Origin of the sequence: Hyphomonas chukchiensis (assembly GCF_000682695.1) — a bacterium.
Taxonomy (GTDB): domain Bacteria; phylum Pseudomonadota; class Alphaproteobacteria; order Caulobacterales; family Hyphomonadaceae; genus Hyphomonas; species Hyphomonas chukchiensis.
The window spans coordinates 211,991-231,996 of the sequence record NZ_AWFG01000019.1 but is presented as its reverse complement, the minus strand read 5'-3'; the positions used below and the strand labels follow the sequence as shown (position 1 = coordinate 231,996).

Annotated in this window: 19 protein-coding genes and 1 pseudogene; 7 read left to right on the top strand and 13 right to left on the bottom strand. The window is 63.1% G+C overall.

What is annotated here, in order from left to right; translation table 11 throughout:
• Window positions 1–25 precede the first annotated feature (25 nt).
• The 5 genes from HY30_RS08450 to HY30_RS20185 all read right to left on the bottom strand — a co-directional run bounded on the left by HY30_RS08450 (window position 26) and on the right by HY30_RS20185 (window position 3,833).
• Window positions 26–619: a tetratricopeptide repeat protein gene (locus tag HY30_RS08450; RefSeq protein WP_034738977.1), complete on the bottom strand. Its 594-nt coding sequence runs from the start codon at window positions 617–619 to the stop codon at window positions 26–28.
• Window positions 616–2,043, bottom strand: coding sequence for an ATP-binding protein (locus HY30_RS08445; protein ID WP_051615125.1), 1,428 nt, complete (start codon window positions 2,041–2,043; stop codon window positions 616–618). The genes HY30_RS08450 and HY30_RS08445 overlap by 4 nt, the downstream gene beginning before the upstream one ends.
• Before the next feature lie 25 nt (window positions 2,044–2,068).
• Entirely contained in the window at window positions 2,069–2,752 is a 684-nt protein-coding gene (locus tag HY30_RS08440; RefSeq protein ID WP_034738975.1) for a response regulator transcription factor, read from the bottom strand.
• Window positions 2,753–2,786: 34 nt separating this feature from the next.
• Window positions 2,787–3,101, bottom strand: coding sequence for a PepSY domain-containing protein (locus HY30_RS08435; protein WP_034738973.1), 315 nt, complete (start codon window positions 3,099–3,101; stop codon window positions 2,787–2,789).
• Window positions 3,102–3,236: 135 nt separating this feature from the next.
• Window positions 3,237–3,833, bottom strand: a complete 597-nt coding sequence (locus HY30_RS20185) for a hypothetical protein (protein ID WP_162176913.1) — start codon at window positions 3,831–3,833, stop codon at window positions 3,237–3,239.
• 249 nt (window positions 3,834–4,082) lie between these two features.
• Between HY30_RS20185 and HY30_RS08425 the strand changes: the two genes are divergently transcribed.
• Window positions 4,083–6,437 carry a bifunctional diguanylate cyclase/phosphodiesterase gene (locus tag HY30_RS08425; protein WP_034738969.1) on the top strand — a complete coding sequence of 785 codons (2,355 nt, stop codon included), beginning with the start codon at window positions 4,083–4,085 and terminating at the stop codon, window positions 6,435–6,437.
• Between the two features lie 11 nt (window positions 6,438–6,448).
• Here HY30_RS08425 and HY30_RS08420 read toward each other — a convergent pair whose 3' ends face one another.
• Together HY30_RS08420 and HY30_RS08415 are read right to left on the bottom strand one after the other, a co-directional pair.
• The gene (locus HY30_RS08420) at window positions 6,449–7,345 is read right to left on the bottom strand and encodes a DnaJ C-terminal domain-containing protein (RefSeq protein WP_034738967.1); all 897 of its coding nucleotides are present in this window, start codon (window positions 7,343–7,345) and stop codon (window positions 6,449–6,451) included.
• A gap of 6 nt (window positions 7,346–7,351) precedes the next feature.
• Window positions 7,352–7,672: a hypothetical protein gene (locus tag HY30_RS08415; protein ID WP_034738966.1), complete on the bottom strand. Its 321-nt coding sequence runs from the start codon at window positions 7,670–7,672 to the stop codon at window positions 7,352–7,354.
• Window positions 7,673–7,951: 279 nt separating this feature from the next.
• Here HY30_RS08415 and HY30_RS08410 point away from each other — a divergent pair, with 279 nt between their 5' ends.
• Window positions 7,952–8,395, top strand: coding sequence for a hypothetical protein (locus HY30_RS08410; RefSeq protein WP_034738964.1), 444 nt, complete (start codon window positions 7,952–7,954; stop codon window positions 8,393–8,395).
• 158 nt (window positions 8,396–8,553) lie between these two features.
• Here HY30_RS08410 and HY30_RS19985 read toward each other — a convergent pair.
• Window positions 8,554–8,721: pseudogene (locus HY30_RS19985) on the bottom strand (IS481-like element ISHne2 family transposase); the annotation flags it as partial.
• Window positions 8,722–9,032: 311 nt separating this feature from the next.
• On the opposite strand from HY30_RS19985, the gene HY30_RS08400 reads away from it, so the two are divergent.
• Both HY30_RS08400 and HY30_RS08395 read left to right on the top strand, forming a co-directional pair.
• The gene (locus tag HY30_RS08400; RefSeq protein WP_051615123.1) at window positions 9,033–9,917 is read left to right on the top strand and encodes a ParA family protein; all 885 of its coding nucleotides are present in this window, start codon (window positions 9,033–9,035) and stop codon (window positions 9,915–9,917) included.
• Window positions 9,914–10,390 (top strand): hypothetical protein, encoded by a 477-nt coding sequence (locus HY30_RS08395; RefSeq protein WP_034738959.1) that lies wholly within the window; start codon window positions 9,914–9,916, stop codon window positions 10,388–10,390. The genes HY30_RS08400 and HY30_RS08395 overlap by 4 nt, the downstream gene beginning before the upstream one ends.
• Here the strand turns inward: HY30_RS08395 and map are convergent.
• The 4 genes from map to HY30_RS08375 all read right to left on the bottom strand — a co-directional run bounded on the left by map (window position 10,387) and on the right by HY30_RS08375 (window position 13,344).
• Window positions 10,387–11,163, bottom strand: coding sequence for a type I methionyl aminopeptidase (gene map / locus HY30_RS08390; protein ID WP_034738958.1), 777 nt, complete (start codon window positions 11,161–11,163; stop codon window positions 10,387–10,389). The genes HY30_RS08395 and map overlap by 4 nt on opposite strands.
• Complete coding sequence (locus HY30_RS08385; RefSeq protein ID WP_034738956.1) at window positions 11,147–11,371, bottom strand: ParD-like family protein; 225 nt, start codon at window positions 11,369–11,371, stop codon at window positions 11,147–11,149. Before HY30_RS08385 ends, map begins: the two co-directional genes overlap by 17 nt.
• 83 nt (window positions 11,372–11,454) lie before the next feature.
• On the bottom strand, window positions 11,455–12,573 hold the full coding sequence (locus HY30_RS08380) for an FAD-dependent oxidoreductase (protein WP_051615121.1): 1,119 nt from the start codon (window positions 12,571–12,573) through the stop codon (window positions 11,455–11,457).
• A 96-nt stretch (window positions 12,574–12,669) separates the two neighbouring features.
• Entirely contained in the window at window positions 12,670–13,344 is a 675-nt protein-coding gene (locus HY30_RS08375; protein ID WP_034738954.1) for a glutathione S-transferase family protein, read from the bottom strand.
• Between the two features lie 60 nt (window positions 13,345–13,404).
• Here HY30_RS08375 and HY30_RS08370 point away from each other — a divergent pair, with 60 nt between their 5' ends.
• Window positions 13,405–13,851 carry a MarR family winged helix-turn-helix transcriptional regulator gene (locus tag HY30_RS08370; RefSeq protein ID WP_034738952.1) on the top strand — a complete coding sequence of 149 codons (447 nt, stop codon included), beginning with the start codon at window positions 13,405–13,407 and terminating at the stop codon, window positions 13,849–13,851.
• Window positions 13,852–13,935: 84 nt separating this feature from the next.
• Here the strand turns inward: HY30_RS08370 and HY30_RS08365 are convergent, their stop codons facing one another.
• Window positions 13,936–14,622 (bottom strand): helix-turn-helix domain-containing protein, encoded by a 687-nt coding sequence (locus HY30_RS08365; RefSeq protein WP_034738950.1) that lies wholly within the window; start codon window positions 14,620–14,622, stop codon window positions 13,936–13,938.
• A 318-nt stretch (window positions 14,623–14,940) separates the two neighbouring features.
• On the opposite strand from HY30_RS08365, the gene HY30_RS08360 reads away from it, so the two are divergent.
• Entirely contained in the window at window positions 14,941–17,517 is a 2,577-nt protein-coding gene (locus tag HY30_RS08360) for a TonB-dependent receptor (RefSeq protein WP_051615119.1), read from the top strand.
• A gap of 191 nt (window positions 17,518–17,708) precedes the next feature.
• Window positions 17,709–19,937: a marine proteobacterial sortase target protein gene (locus HY30_RS08355; RefSeq protein ID WP_051615117.1), complete on the top strand. Its 2,229-nt coding sequence runs from the start codon at window positions 17,709–17,711 to the stop codon at window positions 19,935–19,937.
• Window positions 19,938–20,006: the final 69 nt, after the last annotated feature.

Below are 20,006 nucleotides of genomic sequence, written 5' to 3'. Positions count from 1 at the left end.
GCGGCAGATACAGCAAGGCTAGGGCCTACTCCTCCGCAGGGGCCTCCCGGCCAATCGCATCCAGCATCGGTGCAAAGCGTTCCCGGCGCGGGTCATCCTCCGGCAGGTTGGCAAACACGGCGCGCATCATCTCCGCGGCCTTGTCCTGATCGCCCGCCTGTGCCGCGCCCATGGCCGCCCACATGCCGGCCCGCACTTCGGTCGGGTCCAGCTCGTAGGCCCGCGCATAAAGCCGCGCCGCATCCTTGCTGACGCCGCCGCCATCCAGTTCCACCAGCACATCGGCGAGGCCGATCAGCGCCGGCACATAGGTGCCGTCGCGCCGCAGCGCCGACTGGAAGGCCCGCGCCGCATCGTCCGGCCGGTTCTGCTGCCGCATGATCACGCCGATATAATATTGCGGCTCCGGCGCGTCCGGCTGGTCGATGGAGGTCTGCTCCAGCCGCGCCAGCGTCTCGGCGGGCGTCAGCGTTTCAGGCGCCGTGCGGATCTTCTCCATGATCTCGGCCTGGCGTTCCTTCATGGGCAGGTCGCCCATGCCCGGCCGCCCGAACACGGCATAGCCTGCGACGCCCAGCACGAGGCAAACGCCAACGATAATCGCCTGCAAACGTGTCATGATTTCGGAAACCTCAACCTTGCCTGCAGGCCGCCCATTTGGCTCTCGCCCAGTTCAAGGCTGCCCTTGTGCAACTCTGCCAGCTCCGCCACGATGGACAGGCCAAGGCCCGTGCCCGGCGTCGTCTCGTCCAGCCGCACGCCGCGTTTCATGGCGCCTTCGCGTGCTTCGGGCGGCAGGCCGGGGCCGTCATCCTCGACATCAATGACCAATGCCTCGGCGCTGTCGGAAATGCGCACGCACACCTCCGCCTTCGCCCACTTGCAGGCATTGTCCATCAGGTTGCCGATCATTTCCTCGAAATCCTGCTTCTCGCCGCGGAACACTGCGCCTGCGCCATCCTCGACGCTGACATTCACGCCCTTCGCATCGAAGAGCCGGTTCAGCAAGCGCGCCAGGGCCTCAACCACCTGCGTCACATCGGTGCGTGCGCCCAGCGTCTCGGCCCGCGCCGCCATCCGCGCCCGCTTCAGGTAATGTTCGACATTGGCGTGCATGGACTCGGTCTGGCGCCGCACGACATCGTCCAGCTGCGTCTCGCCCTTCGCCTCATTGCGCAACACCGCCAGCGGCGTTTTCAGCGCATGCGCCAGGTTGCCCACATGCGTCCGCGCGCGCTCCACCACGACACGGTTATGCCCGATCAGCTTGTTCAGCTCCTCGGTCAGCGGGCGCACCTCGATCGGGTAGCCGTCGCGCAGCGTCTGGCGATTGCCTTCGCGGATGTCTGCAATGTCGCGCTCGATCCGCTTCAGCGGCTGCAGCGAAAAGCGAATGCCCGCCACCATGGCCGCAAACACGCCGCCGAAGAGGGCAATCATCGTGCCGAACAGCAGGTTGCGGAAGCGGGTTGCGGCCGCATCATTCGGCGTCCGATCGGCTGCCGCCACAAGGATCAGCGGCGTCTCGCGATTCTCCACAAGAATCGCCTTGGCGCCGGAGCGCACCTTCTGGTCCGCCGGTCCGGCATAATCATCAAACTGTGTTGTGCCGGGGTCAGCCACGGCGCGCCGTATCTGCGCCTCGGTCACGGGAACCGGCTCGTCCCAGAGGCTCTTGGAGCGAAAGTCGCCGGAGATTGTCAGATCCGGCTTCAGCCCGACAACGGCCCAGTACTGGCCGGAATACTGCGTCTGGAAACGCGCATCGCTGGTCAGGAACTGGCGCTCGGTATCGGTCACGCGGCCATCTGCCAGGAAGGCCTCCTCGCGCGTCATCTCGCGCGTCAGCGTCACCAGTGTCTGGTCGAGGTCTTCTTCCAGCAGGGTCAGCGTCTGCGCCCGGTAAAGCGCTGACAGGGCCAGCGCCCCGCCGATCAGCACAACGAAACCCCAGATCGCCGCCGCAATCATGATCCTCCGGGCGAGCGAAACGCTCGACCAGCGGTCAATGAAACGGGATCTGGATGTGTCGGCTGCGTCCATTCAAACGGTCTGGCACCGCAGGCACCTATCCTGCAACGCGCGCCTCGTTTTCCGGCACGATCAGGCGATAGCCAAGGCCGCGCTCGGTCTGAATCCGGTCAACGCCGATCTTGCGGCGGAGGCGCCCGATGAACACCTCGATCGTGTTCGAGTCGCGGTCGAAATCCTGGTCGTAAATATGCTCGACCAGTTCCGTGCGCGGCACGACCCGGCCCTGATGATGCATCAGATAGGACAGCACGCGGTATTCATGCGCGGTCAGCTTGATTGGCTCGCCATTGACCATGGCCCGAGCGGCGCGGGTATCCACCATCAGCTTGCCGGCTTCCAGCGTCGCTGCCGAATGGCCCGCCGCCCGGCGCAGCAGCGCCCGCAGGCGCGCCAGCAATTCCTCGGTCACGAAGGGTTTTGACAGGTAATCGTCGGCGCCGGCATCGAAGCCTGCCACCTTCTCACTCCACTGGTCGCGGGCGGTCAGGATCAGCACGGGGAAGGATTTCCCGTCCGCGCGCCATTTCTTCAGGATGCTGACGCCGTCCATCTTGGGCAGGCCGAGGTCCAGGATCACCGCATCATAAGGTTCGGTATCGCCAAGGAAGTGGCCGTCCTCGCCATCCGCTGCCAGATCGACCGCATAGCCCGATTGCGACAGCACATCTGCCAGCTGGCGGCGCAGGTCGTTATCGTCTTCAACTACCAGGATACGCATGAAAAATACCTTCCGTAGAACGGGTTAACACGATTCAGCCGCCGCGACGATCCGTGATCGCGCCCGACTGGGCGTCCACGATAAAGCGCATTTTGCGCCCGTCTTCGGTCATCCAGTCAATGTGATATTCGGCGCCGCCACCCTGCTTGGACACAAGGTCTGCGCCCAGCTGGTAGCCGCCATATTGCTGCTTCAGCATGCCGAATATCCGGCTCAGCGGCACCGTCTTGCCATTGCGCACGGCGTCGCGCGCCTGATTGGGCGAAAAGGAATCGCCCCAGCCCTGCGCGGTGGCAGGGCCGGTCGTCAGGAGTGCAATGGCTGCAAGAGAGGCAAGAATCCGCTTCATGGGCCCAGCGTATAGGTCGAAAGCCCTGAATGTGAAGTGAACGCGTACAATCAGTTTTGTTCAGGATAGGGGCCCCGTCCGGGCCGCTAATCGCCTCACGCGCGACTCGCGCCCGCCGGGGCCATGGGCCGCAGGTCAATCTGCGCTGGTCTGTTTCTGCGCCTGCAGCGTCACCAGCCAGCCCGGCGTGCTGTTCCGCCCGCCACCAAACCCGGCATAGCGCATCTCGACATAGAGCGGGTCGGCCGCGAAATCGCCCACCTGTTCCTCCGGCTCGACCGGCTTGAAGACCGTCTTGCCATACACCTCGTATTGCGAGCTCTCGGTGTCGGCCTCAGACGTCCACCCATCCCCCAGACAGGCCTTCACGTTGCTGACAGCCCCCTCATAGGCCGCTTCGGCCAGCTTGCCGTCGGCATCCTTGTCCATGGTGCCCGCCTCGAACAGGTCGCAGGTATAGATATGGATATTCGTGTCGCCACCAAAGAATCCGCGCATGACACTCACCCGGCAGGCACTATCGTCAAAGGTCGCGTTGGATTCCCAGGCATCCGGCAGCGGGCTGTCCCCCAGCATACGTTGTTCGCCCCGCAGGCTGGTGAACGGCTCATCCTCGCCGCGCGCTGTCACGATCGTGGAAATCTCGGCGCAGGGATCTTTCAACTCGGTCGTTTCGCCTTGTCCGCATGCGGCCAGCGCTGCCAGCGGCAGCAAGAACAGGTATCTTTTCATCTTATCCCCATAGGTCTGCATTTCAGCCACCACACTAAGGCCGGCCTGCCCTGCATGCATCCCCCTGGAGGGGGGTGCGGGCCACTGCGCCCGGCCTTACCCGTAGCCTCTTTCCCTGAAAATGGGTTTGCACGAAGAGAAAACCCGCTGTGGTGGAACGAAAACACGGGCCCGCGCATAGGTCACGCAGGCGAGGTAAAGCAAGAAATGTCCATAGTTTTCAATTCGTTAACAATGCATCACGATTTTATGCATATCGTGATTGCCGTGCTCGTGCTCGGCTTCAGCCTCGTCTGCGCCCTGTTGGTATTCCAGCGCAGCATGATCGGCCGCAGCGAGACAGGCAGTCGCCGCTGGGTCATCGCCGCAGGCATCGTGACCGGGCTTGGCGTGTGGGCCACGCATTTCATCGCGATGCTCGGCTACCAGCCGGGCTTTCCCGTCAAGTTCGATGCTTTCGTGACCCTCATGTCCGCGCTTATTGCCGTGATCGGCCTGACGGTCGCCACGGCCATCGCGAGCAATGGCAACGCGACCCTGCGCAAGTTTTTTGCAGCATTGGTGGCCTCAGGCACCGTGATCGTGATGCACTATTTCGGCATGACCGCGATGAAGGACAGCGTCCGCATCACCTATGATGCCGGTCTCGTTCTCCTGTCCATCATCGTGTGCGTCGGCTTCTATGGCCTCGCCTATGCCTGCCGCATCAGCACCATTGCCCTCGTCCGCAATTTGACGAGCTGGGCGTGCGCCATGCTTGCCATTCTCGGCGTGCATTTCCTCGGCACAGCCGCAATGACCATGACGCCGCTCGCCACCATGCCCGAGAGCGGCTGGCTCCTTGGCGCTGGCGCCCTGAGCGCTGTCATCGCCACCAGCATCTGTCTGATCCTGATGTTTTCCGCGCTCGCTGCGGGCCTCGATTCACTTGTCGTGCAGATGCGCAGCATTGAATCGCTCAAACTGTCGGCCCTCGCGGACTCCTCGCAGGAGGCCCTGTTCATGGTGTCTGCACGCGGCAAGGTGATCCAGGCGAACATGGCAGCCGAAACCATGATCGGCATCCCGCGCGACGACATGCCGGGCGCCGACATTGTCGACATCCTCCAGCTCGGCGATCTGGGAAACTTCACCGATGGCGAAGACAGGCTCCTCGGCGAGCATGTGCTCCACATGCCCGGCGGCCATGATGTGACCGTGGAAATCACCATCCGCGCCATGCAGAATTCCGAGGCCCGTTTCACGGTATTCGCCGTCCGCGACCTCACACGCCGCCTGCGTCAGGAAGCCAAGGTCCGCGCCCTCGCCTATCGCGACACCCTCACCGGCCTTCCCAACCGGACCGCCTTCAACATGACTCTCGAAACCGCCATCCGGGACAAACCCTATGCCTGTTCAGACCTCGCCGTCCTCATCATCGATGTCGATGAATTCAAGGAAGTGAACGACCAGTTCGGCCACGCCACGGGCGACAGCCTGCTGAAGGTCGCCGGGCGCCGGATTTCGTCCTGCCTGTCGCCGAGCGACATGGTCGCCCGCCTCGGCGGCGATGAATTTGCCATCATCCTGCGCGGCCGCGCCAGCATCCATCAGATCAAATGGACAGCCAACAAGATTCTCAAGGCCTTTGCCACGCCGATAACGCTCGGCACGCGCACCCTGTCCATGGGGGCCAGCATCGGTATCGCCATGGCCGAGCCCGAGGCCACCGGCACCGCGCGTGTGCTCACCGCGGCCGACCGCGCTCTCTATGCCGCCAAGGAGGCCGGGCGCGGCTGCTACCGTGTCTATGACGCCGCCCTGCACGAAGTGCATGAGCAGAAGCGTGACCTGGAAGCAGCCCTTCACGAGGCAATTGAAGGCGATCAGTTCGTGCTCCACTTCCAGCCGAAAGTGTGCAGCCATACCCGCGCCATTGTCGGCCGCGAAGCGCTGATCCGCTGGAACCGGCCGGGCCGCGGCATGGTCTATCCCGACACATTCATTCCGGTGGCAGAGCAAAGCCTGCTCATCAACGACATCGGTCGCTGGACCATCCGCGCCGCCTGCGAAGCCGCCGTCAAATGGGATGCAACCGAGACCGTCGCAGTCAACCTCTCCGCCCGCCAGTTCCTCGATCCGGATCTGGTGGCAGATGTGCGAGACGTGCTGCGCGAGACGGGCCTGAATCCCGCACGCCTCGAACTCGAGATTACCGAAACGGCGCTCATCCTCAACAAGCAGCTCGCCGCGACCATCCTGATGGAACTGAAAGCGCTGGGCATCAAGATCGCCCTGGACGATTTCGGCACTGGCTACTCATCCATGAGCTATGTCCAGTCCTTCCCGTTCGACCGGCTCAAGATCGACCGCTCCTTCGTGGCCGCCATGAATGGCGACCGCAAGTCGCGCGCGATTGTCGAAGCGATCATCAGCCTCGCCCATTCGCTCGACATCCCGGTCGTTGCCGAAGGCGTCGAGACGGAGGAACAGGCCAGCCTGCTGCGCAGCCTTCTGTGTGAGGAGCTTCAGGGCTTCCTGATCGCCCGCCCGGAGCCGTTCACATCGCCAGACCAGGCCGAGCCGAAATCCGACAAGGCCCACGCCGCGCTCTCAGCCGCCTGACCTGACAGGGCTCAAGCCTTGCCTTCGGCCCATTTCCTCAGGCCGGGGTCTGCCGGGTCGTCCAGCATAATCTTAAGCTTGGCATAGAGGTTGCCCGGCGTGCTGGTCTGAACACCCTTGCCGCGCAGCCTCAGGGTCGCATCCGTGTTCGATCCCGCTGGCACTTTCAGCGTCACCGGGCCCGACGGCGTCTTCACTTCCACACTGCCACCCAGAATCGCCGTCTTCAGGCTGATCGGCACGCTCATGCGCAGATCCTTGCCGTCACGCTCCCACACATTGCTCGGGCGCACTTCCACTTCCAGCAGCGCATCGCCGGGCGCCCCGCCATTCGGCGATGGCTGACCCTGGCTTTTCAGCCGCAAAGTCTGGCCGGAATCAATGCCCGCCGGAATGTTCACATCCAGCGCTGTGCCGTCCGCCATGGTCATGCGGCGACGCGCGCCGGCCACGGCATCCTCGAACGATATCTCCACGCGGTAGCGGATATCGCGGCCCTTTTGCGGCCCCGGATTGCGCCGGCGCCCGCCGCCGCCAAACATGCCGCCCAATATGTCCTCGAAGGGGTCGCCCTGTGCGCCGTCAAACGGATTGCCGCCGCCGCGCGTCTGCCAGCGCGCTCCGCCACCGCCCGGAAAGCCGCCACCCCCACCACCGGGATAGCCGCCAGCAAAGCCTGCCGGATTGCCGTCGCCGTCGATCTCGCCGCGGTCGAATTTCGCCTTCTTCTCCTTGTCGCCAAGGATATCCCAGGCCTGCGACACCCGCTTGAATTCCTCCATCTTGGCATTGTCATCGGGATGCAGGTCAGGGTGCAGGGCTTTCGCCTTGTTGCGATAGGCTTTTTTGATCTCGGCCTCGCTCGCTGTGCGGGGAACGCCGAGCACGCTATAGGGATCTAGGGCCAAGGGCGGTTATTCCTCTGAAAAGGGTGAAATCACTGTCGCGACAGAGTTAGGATGTTCCGGCGCCGATTGAAACCCATCCCTGTGATTGCCAGCCGCTTCGGCCATATCGCTTGTGTCCGGGTCCGGCGCGCGAACCCGGCCAAATAGCAATTCGCGGGCCGTCAACACGGTTCTCACCAGAATGACGAGAGCGCCAGCCGACAGGGGATACATGCCCCAGTTACTGTCCATCATCAGGCCTTTTCCGCCGACAACGCCCAGCAAGTATCCAGTGGCCACCGTTACGATCACATCATACGGAAACCCGCTGCGTGCCTCGATATGCATGTCTCTCCCCAGCCACGTCCGCGTGAACGCGACCGGCAGGCACAGGAGTCAATCACATCCCCCGCGCCGCACTCAGTCCAGCGCATCCTCGCCATCCGTCCCGATGCGCAGATAGTCCTTCGCCACATCAAGGGACAAAGCTTCCCCGTACGGCGGTGTCATCACCGTCAGTGTCATTTGAAATTCCTTTTATATAGCCCGCCTCTAGCGGCCCGTTTGCTTTTGGTTCAGCACTTGCAGTCTATACTTCCGTCCAGTTCTTCACTCCGGAGCCACCCCGTGTCCCTGCGCGTCATCGTCCTCGCCTCCGCGCTCATCGCCCTGCCCGCCGCCGCGCAGAGCACGGACTATATGAACGGCTACTACCAGCGCGGTGTGGAATCCGGCGTCACGCCCGAAAACCCGTCAGACATGGTCCGCTGCGCCTCCTATTGGGCCGTCTGGTCACAAAGCGCTGGCCAGGACTGGGACGCCGCCTTCATGGAGCGCCTCAGCCCGGACCTGCGTCCCGCCGAAAGCGAACTCGCCGCCGGCTACTGGGCCCAGATGGCCTCGGACCTCCTGGAGGATGATACCGGCGACAGTGCCCGCTTCGAAGAAGAAGTCGACGTCGCCACCCCCATTGCCCTGCAGGCCTATTCAGACCTGCGCACCGCCCCCGACGCACGTGACCGCTACCACATGTTCCGCGTCCTCGGCGCCTGCCATCTCACATTTGAGTAGCCCCTTATCTTCCCCCGATTGCGGGGGAAGTGGGCCTGACGCGCCAGCGACCGGTTCGAAGAGGGCCTCCCCCCTCCGGCCCCGGTGTGCAACCGGGAACATAGGTAACGTTTCAGACCGGGCAGATGGGTTACAGTTTTCATGATGTGTTCCGTGTTTCATGGTGTGTTCCGTGGGTGGGTAGGCTTGATACGGTTCATGCGTTTCTTTCGGTCGATGTGTCCGAACAGGATGGGACCGAAGTAGACTTGGTAGTGATCTTCGCCTGTCCGGAAGATGCCCAACCGCTCACCGGTAAGGACTTTGGAGATGAACGGTTCAGCGCCGCTAACCCCAATTGCGACAGTGCAATCAGAGGTGCCGCCGCTTTCGATTCGCGCCGCGCGCCTGTAAATGGCCACCCCCAGTTCATGCTTCGCCTTGCCTCCATGGAACTTCATCCGATGGCTCAAATTTACCGACGCCAGCATGGCGGTCGGACGGAAGATAAATTTCCTGAGCGTTCCCCGGGCACTAGGCTGAAAAGTTGAGAGAAACAGGGTGTCCTGCCCTGCTTTTTTAGCCAGACAGGCAATAGCCATGCAGACCCAAATCTGCTTTGTGCCGCGCTTGTGACAGGGGAAGAGGAGCTAGCAGAATGTCGGCACGTGTCATCTCGATCGCCAACTCGAAAGGCGGCGTCGGCAAGACCACCACCTGCGTCATGCTGGCCGAGGCCTTCGCGGCCTCAGGCCGACGAACACTGGTCGTCGATCTGGATACGCAGGCCAACGCATCCCTGCTCGTCTACGGCCATGAGGGCGACGAACATCTCTTCCAGGCGATCAATGATTACGCCACAATTTCCGACTGGCTGCTTGAGAATTTCTTCGCCAATGAGCAGAAGCGCCTCGGCGAATTCGTCGTTACCAATGCCAGCGACGTCACGCATGAGGGCAAGCCGCTGCCGCTCGACCTGATTCCCTCGTCCCCGCGCCTGCGCAAGACAGAGCGCGAGCTGATCTACGAACTCACCGCCAAGAAATATTCCATGCAGGCCCTCGAAGGCCAGGTCGGCCGCCGCTTGCGCGATGACTTTGACCTGCTCAAAAGCGAGTTCGACATCATCATCTGCGACTGCCCGCCCGGCATTTCGGTCATGACCGAAAGCGTGCTCGCGGCCAGCCACCTCATCATCGTCCCCACGATCCCGGATTTCATGTCCACGCTCGGCCTCGATCTTTTCACCGGCGACATCATGAAAAACCTGCGCGATCGTGATATCGAGAACCTGCCCGTTGTCCTCGCCACCCGCTTTGACAACACGCCCCACCAGCAGGTCGTGCTGCAAGCCATGCGCGATGCCGCCAATTCGAAGGAAGCCGAATTCCGGATGTTCAAGACCGTCGTCCCGCTCAAGACCGGCTTTGCGACCAACCCGATCGAACTTGGCCCGGACCCGACCCTCTCGGCCAAATGGCCCGGTGAGGCCCTCGGCATTATCGACGCCCTCATGAAGGAAATCCTGGAGCTATTGAAATGAGCGCCCTGACAGCCACCGGAGGGGCCGGCGTGCTGGCAGCCCTGCTCGACAATCGCGACCGTTTTGCCAAGCTTGGCGACAAGGACTTCACTGCCGCTGCGGGCCTCCTCGTGCGTAAGCTCATGATTTCCGCCGGCCAGACGACGGAAGACATGGTCCTCCTGCGCGAGACTGTCGGCAATGATCTCTTCGAAACCGAGCTGAAGCGCCTCACGGCCCACCAGGCCCGCCTCCTCGCCCGCCGCCTCGACAAGCATGTCGACGATTTCGAGGTCTCGACCGCCGCCGCCGCCGCCGCGCACATCCGCCAGCTCCTCAACGGCACCCTCGCGCCCGCCGAGGCCAGCGATGCCACCGCGCAGGAAGCCGCCCCGGAAGAGACGCCGCCCGCAGACGACACGCCCCCCACCGGCAGCGACGACGCCCCCAAGAACGCCTATTTCGGCCGCAAGTCCTTCCGCGCCGGCAATTAGGCTGCCGCGCCCCGTACCATTTCCTCCGTGCGCAGTGTCAGCACTGACACACCATCCGACGTGACCGCCACCGTATGCTCGAACTGGGCAGACAGCGCGCCGTCCTTCGTCACCACCGTCCAGCCGTCATCCTCCGTGCGCACATAGCGGCGCCCCTGATTGATCATCGGCTCGATCGTGAACACCATGCCCTCGCGCAGCACCAGTCCCGTGCCCGGCTTGCCATAGTGCAGCACCTGCGGGTCCTCATGCATCTCGCGGCCAATGCCATGGCCGCAATATTCGCGCACAACACTATAGCCGTTCTTCTTGGCATGCCGCTCGATGGCCCAGCCGATATCGCCGAGCCGGGCGCCGGGGCGTACCGCCTTGATGCCTTTCCACATGGCCTCATAGGTCGTCTTCACCAGACGCTTCGCCGCCGGGTTCACCTCGCCGATCAGGTAGGTCTTGCTGGAATCCGCGATGAAGCCGTTCTTCTCCAGCGTGATGTCGAAATTGACGATATCGCCATCCTTCAGCACATCCGCCTCCGATGGCACACCATGACAGACCACATGGTTCACGGATGAATTCAGCACGAAGCCATAGTCATACTGCCCCTTGCTCGCGGGCCGCGCCTTCAGGTCTTCGACAATGAATGTCTCCACCATCGCATCGACCTCAAGCGTGGTGAGACCCGCCAGCGGCGTGCGATCCAGCAGGCCGAACACCGAGGCCAGCAGCCGCCCGGACTCCGCCATCAGCGCCAGTTCTTCAGGCTGCTTCGTCATGCGCGCTTTCCGCCAGATCCGGCACCAAGACGCCTGCCGCTTCCATCTCCCGCGCGATCACCTCGCTGAAGCTCAGCGTCGGGTTGCGCTCGCACAGCAGGCCGATCTTGATCCAGTAAGCCGCCTGCGCATTGATCGACCGGCACGACACCTTGCTCGCCCGGCGCAGCTGGTCGTGCAGTTCGTCATCTATATTCACGATGCCCATTCAGGCCTCCATATACGATTCATATATAAATCGTATAGAGCCCTCGAAATGGCCTGCCAAGCGTCCTGACGCAGATGCCGCGTCTAGGCCTGCATCGGCCGCTCGAACAGCGCCCGGTTCTCCGCCAGGATCATCGCCGTGTCTTCCGCGCTCGGCTCCAGCGACCAGTTGCCTTTCTGGAACGTGCCGCCCAGCACAATCCCGTCGCGCCGCCCGAACATGTAGGCATGCTTCCCGGTGATGATGTTATAGTCGACCTCCTCCTGCGGCTGCAGGATCACCAGCTGCCCCCGCGCCGGCATGATCCCTGCGTCCCCGAACAGCGCGCCCGCGCCGAGCCCCGTACAATTGAACACGACCGACTCAGGCAACGCCGCCACCTGCGCCACGTCATCGAATGACTGCACGACAATCTTCCCGCCGCGCAGCCTTATGTCCCGCTCCAGCACCCGCAAATAATAGGGCGTATCCACCATCATCGTGTCGAAACTCTTCGCGAACGGCGCGTTAAAGCTCAGCTCGCCGGGTTCATACTCCCGCTCGTTGACGACAAACTCATGCATCGGGCTGCCCTTGGGCGCCGGCGTGTCCCGCTTCGCCTCATCCGACAGCACATAGTTCACTTCCCATGTGACGCCATATTCCGGCCCCGTCAGCAGCTGGAAGCGCTGGAAGGCAAAGCGCGACGCCGCCACATGTGTCGCGCGGTAGGCATCATCGACCATGCTCTCCTGATACACGGACGCCGGCCACCACTGCCCGCCCGCAATGTTCGACGTCGTCTCCGGCGACAGCGCCTTGGCATAGATCGTCACGTTCGCCCCGCGCTCCAGCAGCAGCATCGCCGTGGACAGGCCGACAATCCCCGCGCCCATCACGGCATAGTCCTTCACGTTCGGGTCCCAGCCCTCCTCCACAGCGAGATGTGCCGTGCCCCAGGACAGCGTGATCCCGCCGCCGCCATGGCCATAATTATGGATAACGGCCGTCTCGCCCAGCATCTCCCGCTCCACGCGGAAACCCGTCGGTCGGTAGGGCCGCAGGCCCACCACAACCCGCGCCACCCGGCCCGGATCCACGATCACCGGCGGCACCTGCTTCATCGCCACGCCCGGCCCGCGCGATGCCGGGACGCCCGCACAGGCCGTCGCCACCGCCGCCAGCCCCGTCGCCGCAAATGTCCGCCGTGTCAGCTGTGTCATCGCCCGTCTCTCCTGATTCAACTCAGGCAAACTCCGCCGCCCTGTTCAGGAGATCAAGCCGTTTCCGCCACCCGCCTGCGCGGACGCCCCACCTGCCTAAGCAGCCACCACCGGCCCTTCGGTAAAGCCCGCCATCTGCGCCGCCAGCGCGCGCTTGAAGGCTGGCCGTGCCAGGCACCGCTCCACATAAGCTGAAAGGTTGGCATGTTCCGCCACCAGCGGTGTGCGCGTGAGGTCGCGCAATACGCTCGCCATTGCGATATCCCCCACAGAGAACGCGCCCTCGAGATAGTCCTTGTCCCCCAGCCAGGCCGCCAGCCGCTTCAGCTTCTGGCGCACCAGAGCTTCCGACCCCGGCCGTCGCAGTTTCGCCCATTCGGCATCCGGCTCGAACAGGTTGATGATCACCAGTTCCATGCTGAACACCTCGATACTGTTCAGCGCGGCAAAGACCCAGCTCGTCACCCGCGCCTGCGCAACCGGGTCGCGCGGCATCAGCGTCTCGCTCTTGCCGGCAATGTAGAGCAGGATTGCGCCGGACTCGAACATCTGGATATCGCCCTCTTTCAGCGTCGGCACCTGCGCGAAAGGCTGTTCCTTCAGATAGGCCTCGGGCTTGTCCTCGGACGCATTGAACAGCCGCATCCGGTAATCCACGCCCGCCTCTTCCAGTGCCCAGCGCGCGCGGATATCGCGCACATTGCCCTTCGCAAAGTCCGGCACCCAGTTGTAGCCCGTAAGCTCGATAGCGGCAGTGGCGGTCTCGGGCATGGGTGTCTCCTCTTGCGTCCCCGGTCTTGACATTTACGTTGATATCAACATATATAAACCATGTCAAACAGCCAGACCGTCCCCTTCGAAACCACGCTCCACGTCCGCGACCATTGCCTCTGCCTCGCCGCGCAGCGGGCCGCCCGCGCCCTCTCCCGCCGCTTTGACGAGGCTTTCCGCCCCCTCGGCATCACGTCAGGCCAGTACTCGCTCCTCATGTCGCTGAACCGGCCGCAGCCGCCCAGCATCGGCGCTGTCGCGGGCCTCCTCGCCATGGATCGCACCACGCTCACCGCCAACCTGAAGCCGCTCGAAAAACGCGGCCTTCTCACCTCGACGCCCGATCCCGCCGACAGGCGCAGCCGCCGCCTCGCCCTCACCTACGAAGGCCGCCGCACGCTCGCCGCCGCCGTCCCCATCTGGCACCAGATGCATGCCGAGATCGACGCAGGCCTCCCGGATTCTTCCATCAAGGCCCTGCGCACCGGCCTCGCCGCCCTCGCCTAGAGCGCGCGCACAGCGGCCCGCCCGTTCGCTCCAGCATCAACGCCCACACCAGCGGGTCCACCCGGTCCGACGACCCGGTAAAGCTCACCGCCCCGAACCGGCACATCTGGTCTTCCAGCGTCGGCAGCATGCCGAGATGCGCGACCTTCCCCTGCTCGTACAGCAGCGCCACCGGCATCGCCCGCGCCCGCTCGTCGCCGCCCGCGTCTTGCCAGCGCCACGTCCGCCCATGAACACCCATGTCCGCCAGGGGCCCCGCGGCGGAACCTGTGTATCCCGTGCCGCGAACACGAACGGATTTTGTCTCAGATGGGCCTGAAGCTCCTCCGGAAGATTGTTCAGCCTCTCCCACATCGCCATCGCCCGCACCCGATAGTCCAGCGCAGTCCATCCCACGCTGGCGCTCAACGGCTTCAAGTCTTTCCCAGACAGCATCCTCATCCGGCTCACCTGCATCCCCCATATCCTTCTTCGGCGCGCCACGCCCGCCGCCCACATCGCCGCTTCCGTCAGCCGCATCTCGCTGTTCAGTTTTGCCAGCTTGCCCACGTCCCATTCGCGGCCGTCCGCCATGGCCTCGGCCAGCTCTTCATAGGCGTGGCGCAGCGTCAGCCAGGCCAGTTCCAGCGGCCGCTCCGGCGCCAAGAGCCCCTTCTCGCGGATGATGCGATCAACCGCCTTCCGGTTGCGCCCCAGCCATTCGGCAATCTCGCCATGGCTCATCCCTAGCAAGACAAGAAACCGGATGTCCCGCGCCTCCCGCTCGTTCATGTGTCTTCGGTATCGGGTCGTCTTCATGGGGCAAACTATACGCCCACCCGAATCGCGGTCGGAGACGATCGCGTCTCTCCACCGTCCGCCCACGCCGCAACGGCGCCGGAAACGCCCTCCGGCGTGTCGCATTTGCGATGATAACATGAACCTTTTTTGACAAAACGCGCCAGCCTGTTGCCGCGCAACCACACTTAACCTGAGTTAAGTTTCCCGAGGCAAAATTGTCGTATTTCAGCAGAAGAAGTGTCGCGTGACTGTCACGTTCGCCGCCTAATTGGGCCCCAATTCTTCTCAGGGGCCTGACAGGTAATACTCATGAAACTACGATACAAAACGCTTCTCCTCACCACAGCGCTCGCTTCGGCCAGCCTGTGCCTTTCCGCACCCGCCAATGCTCAGGTTACGGAAGTTGACGCCGACGCGCGCCTCGACACCGTCACCGTCGTCGGCCAGCGCGCCATGATGGAAAGCGCCATCGCCCGCCAGCGCGCCTCCGACACGATCCAGAGCGTCATCACCCGCGATGCCCTTGGCCAGTTCCCCGACCAGAACGTCGCTGAATCGACCCGCCGCCTCACCGGCATCAACATCCTCGACGACCAGGGCGAAGGCCGCTTCATCTCGGTCCGCGGCCTTGACCCGACGCTCAACGCCTCCTCCATCAACGGCGTCCGCCTGCCCTCGCCGGAAGCCGACACACGCGCCGTTGCGCTTGACGTCGTCGCCTCCGAACTCGTTGAATCGATTGAAGTCAAGAAGACGCTGACGCCCGACATGGACGCCGACACGATCGGTGCCTCCATCGAAATCAACACGACCAAGGCGTTCGACCGCGACGACCTCTTCCTCAGCACCAAGCTCGAAGGCTCCTATAACGACCTCAACGGCGAATATTCGCCAAAAGCCTCCGTCGATTTCTCCGTGCCGATCACCGACACGTTCGGCGTCGCCGGCGGCCTCTCCTTCTCCAACCGCAAGACCTCGACAGACAATATCGAGATGGGCGGCTGGAACACCACCGACGATGGCTTCACCTACGCTGAAGACCTTGAGTATCGCGACTATGATGTCGAGCGCGAACGCATCGGCGGCTCGCTCTCCTTTGACTGGAAAGCCACCGACACCACCACGCTTTATGCCCGCGCCATCTATTCCAAATTCGACGATACGGAAAAGCGCCAGCGCCTCGTCTTCACCTTCGACGAGCCGGTCAGCGCCGACGCGACTTCCGCCACCTTCGATTCCGGCAACGAGATCCGTGTCCGCCGCGGCCTGAAGGATCGTTTCGAAAGCCAGATCATCCAGTCCTACCAGGTCGGCGGCGAAACCGAGACAGGCCCCTGGAAGTTCGACTACAAGCTGGCCTATTCCGAAGCCCAGGAACACGAATACGACACGCAGGACCCGACCCGCTTCGAGAAGAAGTTCAAGGATGCCGGCGAGCTCGGCGTCAACGTGAATTACAGCAATCTTGAAAAGCCCGTCTTCACCATCCTGAACGGCGCGGAAGAATTCAACGATCCATCGACCTACAAGTTCAAGGAATTGTCGGTCAATGACGGCATGTCCAAGGACAAGGAATGGTCGGCCAAGGGTGACATCGCCCGTACGTTCGACCTCGACAGCGGCGAATTCGAATTCAAGACCGGCCTCAAGGTCCGTCTGAGAGAGAAGACCTATTCCGCCAACAACCTCATCTATGATGATTTCGACGGCGCCGACGGCTACACGCTCGCCGACGTGACGGGACAGCAGACCTACGACCTCGCAGACCTCGGCGTCCTGCCCGATCTCGGCAAGGTCCGCGCCTTCTATGCCGCGAACAAGAACCTCTTTGTCCTCAACGAAGATGACTCCTTCCTCGACTCCATCTCCGGCGCCTATGACGTCCAGGAAGACATCTATGCCGGCTATGCCCAGGGCAAGTATTCGACCGACCGGCTCACCGTCATCGGCGGTGTGCGCGTCGAACAGACCAAGGACGATCTCGGCGGCAACCTCGTCGACGAAGATGCTGTCACGGCCACGCCGCTCAACTTCTCCAACGATTATACCAACGTCCTGCCCAGCCTGAACGTGAAGTATGAAGCGATGGAAAACCTCGTCCTCCGCGCCGGTGTCTTCGCCAGCGTGGTGCGTCCCGGCATCGGCCAGATGGCCCCGCACTCCACGATCAACGAAGACCTCGAAGCCTCGTTCGGCAACCCCGACCTTGATCCCTACAAGGCCTGGAACGGCGATCTCAGCATCGAATACTATCCGAACCCCGGCACCGTCCTTCAGGCCGGCGTCTTCTACAAGGATATCAAGGACTTCATCGTCGAGCAGACCTTCGAAGATGACGTCGCTCCTTATAATGGCGTCTTCCAGGGCATTGAATTCTCCGAAGCCACAATCGCCGTGAACGGCGACACGGCAAAAGTGAAAGGCCTTGAGCTGAACTACCAGCAGGCGCTGGACTTCCTCCCCGGCCTGCTCGACGGCGTCCTCGTCGGCCTCAACTACACCTATACCGATGCCGAAGGCGACGTACCGGACGGCGACGGCGGCTTCCGCTCCATCTCGCTGCCGGCCGCCGCAGAGAACACCTACAACGCCATGCTCGGTTACGAGAAGGGCGGCCTCTCCCTTCGCCTCACCGCCGCCTATCGCGACGAGTATCTCGACGAACTGGGCTCCGATGCCGAGACCGACCGCTTCGTGAAGGATCACCTCCAGATCGACGCCTCGGCCAAGTATCGCTTCACCGACCGGGTCCAGGGCTTCGTCGAATTCGTGAACATGGGTGACGAGCCCTATGTCGCCTTCCAGAAAGGTCCGAACGGGGATCGTCTCCTTCAGTACGAAACCTATTCCTGGACCGGCAAGTTCGGCATCCGCCTGACCTACTAATCCCGACACCTCCAGCGGCCTTCTCCCACCTCACATTATGGGGAAGGCCGTCGATTGGGGCACAGGCCTGCCGCAATCCCATCGGGAAATGGCCCAGAACACGTACCGGGCCTGCCTGAAAGCGAGACCTTTCCTGCCTTATTCGGGGCGCAGCTTCCAATCATTGCAAACACGCAATGAAAGGAGCCCCCATGTTCGCCGCCGTCAGGATCCGTGCCCGTGTCTCAGACTGGAGTCCCCTGTTCTCCCGTTCAGGTCAGTGGCTCGGCGCGACCCTGACGGCGGCGGCATTTGCCGCCGGTGCCGCCTGGGCCGATCAGGAACCCCGCCTCGTCACGCCGAATGATGCCACAACCGGCACGCTGCTCTTCAAGTCATCCACCCCCGGAAAATACGTTCAGGCCCCGTCTTTGTTGACGGATGTGCAGATCGACATTTCCGGCCCCATCGCCCGCACCCGCGTCACCCAGCGTTTCGAGAACACATCCGATGGCTGGGTCGAAGGCGTCTATGTCTTCCCCCTGCCCGACGAAAGCGCCGTCGATACGCTCCGCATGCAAATCGGCGACCGCTTCATCGAAGGCATGATCGAAGAGAAGAAGAAGGCGAAAGCCATCTACGAGCAGGCCAAGGCCGAAGGGAAAAAGACCGCCCTGCTTGAACAGGAACGACCCAACCTCTTCACCAATTCCGTCGCCAATATCGGCCCCGGCGAGACGATCATCGTCCAGATCGAGTATCAGGAAACCGTCCACCTCGCCGACGACACATTCTCCCTCCGCTTCCCGATGGTCGTCGCCCCGCGCTACATGCCGGCCCCTGAAATCCTCACCGCCTCCCTCGGCGAGGACGGCTGGGCCGTCAGCGACCCCGTGCCGGACCGGGCCCGCATCTCCCCGCCCGTCCTCAACCCGGAACTTGGCAATACCAACCCGCTCACGCTGAACGTCTCCCTCAATGCCGGCTTCCCGGTCGGCAAGCTCGAGTCGACCTACCATCCAATGGACACGGAATGGTCCGTCAACGGCGCGGCAAACCTCACCCTGTCCTCCGGCAGCATCTATGCCAATCGCGACTTCGAACTGACCTGGACCCCCAAGGCCTCCAGGGCCCCCAGCGCCGCGCTTTTCACTGAAACCATTGCAGGAGAGCCCTATTACCTCCTCATGGTCACGCCCCCTGTCGCCGCCCAGTCCGCGCCGCCACCACCCCGCGAGATCACCTTCATCATCGACACATCCGGCTCCATGGGCGGCGAGTCCATAAGGCAAGCCCGCGACAGCCTCGCCCTCGCCATTGCCCGCCTGAAGCCAGAGGACCGCTTCAACGTCATCGAGTTCAATTCCGTGACCCACGCCCTGTTCGACCACCCCCTTGAGGCCAGCACGACCAACCGCGCCCGCGCCACACGCTGGGTGAACAATCTGGAGGCCAATGGCGGCACCGAAATGCTGCCCGCCCTGCGCGAAGCCCTCGCTGACCATGGCACCGGCGACGGCCGCCTGCGGCAGGTCATCTTCCTGACAGATGGCGCCATAGGCAACGAGCAGCAGCTGTTCGAGACCATCACCCAATACCGCGCCGACGCCCGCATCTTCACCGTCGGCATCGGCTCGGCCCCCAACAGTTTCTTCATGTCCCGCGCCGCCGAACTTGGCCAGGGCAGCTACACATACATTGGCGATATCGACGAAGTCGCCGCCCGCATGGGCGCCCTCTTCACCAAGCTTGAAAGCCCTGCGATCACCAGCCTCGCGGCCACATGGCCGGACGGCACACAGGTCGAGGCCTGGCCCTCGCCGCTGCCGGATGTCTATTCCGGCGAGACGCTCGTCATCGCTGCCCACGCCGCCGCGAAAGACGGCTTGGTCTGGGTGTCCGGCGTCAATGGCGACCAGCCCTGGAAAGTCGGCCTGCCGTTGAAACAGGCGGCCCAGCGCGAAGGCATTTCGAAACTCTGGGCCCGCAAGAAAATCGCCTCGCTGGAACTCGACCGCGCCCGCGCCGACACGTTTCCGGACCTGATCGACGACCAGATTCTCAGCGTCGCCTTGGCCCACCATCTCGTCTCGCGCCTCACCAGCCTTGTGGCTGTGGACGTAACGCCGAGCCGCCCGGATGGGGCTGAGCTCGGAAGCGCTGAGGTGCCGCTGAACCTCCCCGCAGGATGGGATTTCGGCAAGGTCTTCGGCCATGAGGGCATCCGCTCCGACGCCCCGATGATCCCCATCGACGCCCTTGCCATCCGCAAGCCCGACCCACAGAAGATGAATGCCCCCATGCAGGTCGACCGCGGCGTTCCGCTGCCGAACACGGGCACACTGTCAGACCTGAAACTGCTCGCCGGTATCATCCTCGTCCTGCTCGGCTTCATGGTGAAACTCGTCTTCCGCCGCATTCGGTTGCGCCATGCCATGTGAGGCTTTGATGACTTGCTCCGTCGGCGAGTCCGGATTGACCCCCACCCAGCCTCCCCCTTGCAGGGGGAG